The organism is Mesorhizobium tamadayense (assembly GCF_003863365.1).
Classification (GTDB): domain Bacteria; phylum Pseudomonadota; class Alphaproteobacteria; order Rhizobiales; family Rhizobiaceae; genus Mesorhizobium; species Mesorhizobium tamadayense.
The window spans coordinates 1-1,072 of record NZ_RQXT01000173.1 but is presented as its reverse complement, the minus strand read 5'-3'; the positions used below and the strand labels follow the sequence as shown (position 1 = coordinate 1,072).

General features: G+C 54.4%; 1 protein-coding gene and 1 pseudogene. One reads left to right on the top strand and one right to left on the bottom strand.

Annotated elements, in window-relative coordinates; all coding sequences use genetic code 11:
- A partial coding sequence (locus EH240_RS37055) for a MarR family transcriptional regulator (RefSeq protein WP_148101184.1) occupies positions 1-234 on the bottom strand: 234 nt, incomplete at its 3' end.
- A 340-nt stretch (positions 235-574) separates the two neighbouring features.
- Between EH240_RS37055 and EH240_RS37050 the strand changes: the two are divergent.
- Positions 575-1,072 (top strand): annotated as a pseudogene (locus EH240_RS37050) (sterol desaturase family protein); the annotation flags it as partial.

Below are 1,072 nucleotides of genomic sequence, written 5' to 3'. Positions count from 1 at the left end.
GCGGATTACGTCCTTCTTCCGCAGGTATCCTTCCTTGAGGAGGCGATTTACGATAATCGTGACCGTTTGCGAGGACAAATGTGTAATGCGCGCGATCTCGGCCTTGGAAAGCGCGCCAGCTTCCTGGATCAGACTCAGGATTAAGCGCTCATTGTAGTGTTTGACACCTATCTGGTTGCCGCCACGGTGCGTCGCGTTGCCTACGAATGCGTTGAAGGTGCTGTCGACTGACATTAGATACAGCTCGCGTTTTCAGGGATGTTCAGATCGGAAACGCCGGCTTTCATGGCGCCCTCCTCGTTACTGCTGGCCCGTCTTGACGTCCGAACGTCCCGCGATGCCATCGCGCCAGTGCCCGCCGCGTCTGATATCCCAATTGACGCTCCTTTGAGCGCGTGAATGCGGTCGTAGTGCTTCGTCTTCCACGCGTCAGCTTGACGTAGGATCTACGGCCGAAATCTGGCATGATTTTTTTTATAAATCAACCGGATTTAGTTATTGACCATTTGTTGGAATATTGGCATATTGTCGGCCGATCGGGCCTTTCGCGGCAAGATCGAAAGGGAGGCATCCGATGGACGATCTTAAGTTTGGAACGCGCAGCAAGCGCGGCGATTGGGCTCCCAACGAGCTGTTGGAGCCAGCGCCAATATGGCTCTTCCCTCCCAAGCCAAAGAAGCTTCTGAAGTGGCTTCCATCTTACTTCTTTCCGTACAACCTGCTGTTCATGGTCTCGGCACTCGCCTACTGGCAGTTGGTTGTCCCTGACGCCGCAGTCCTGCAGACCTTTGCATGGGGTTGGTCGCTGAAAATGCTGGCGGTGAACCTCGCCCTGGCCTTTCTCTGGTACCAAAGCTGGGAGTTGCCGCTTTACGTTCGCCGTCGGCAGGGGAACCGATTTAAGTACAACCACAAGTTCCCGGCGGATCAGCAATCCGATGTATTTTGGTTCAATAAGCAGACCCTCGACAATATGCTGCGGTCGCTGCTGATCGGTGTACCGATATGGACGTGCCTGCAGGTCCTGATGCTGTGGAGTTCCGCGAATGGATACATACCCTGGCTCAACTTT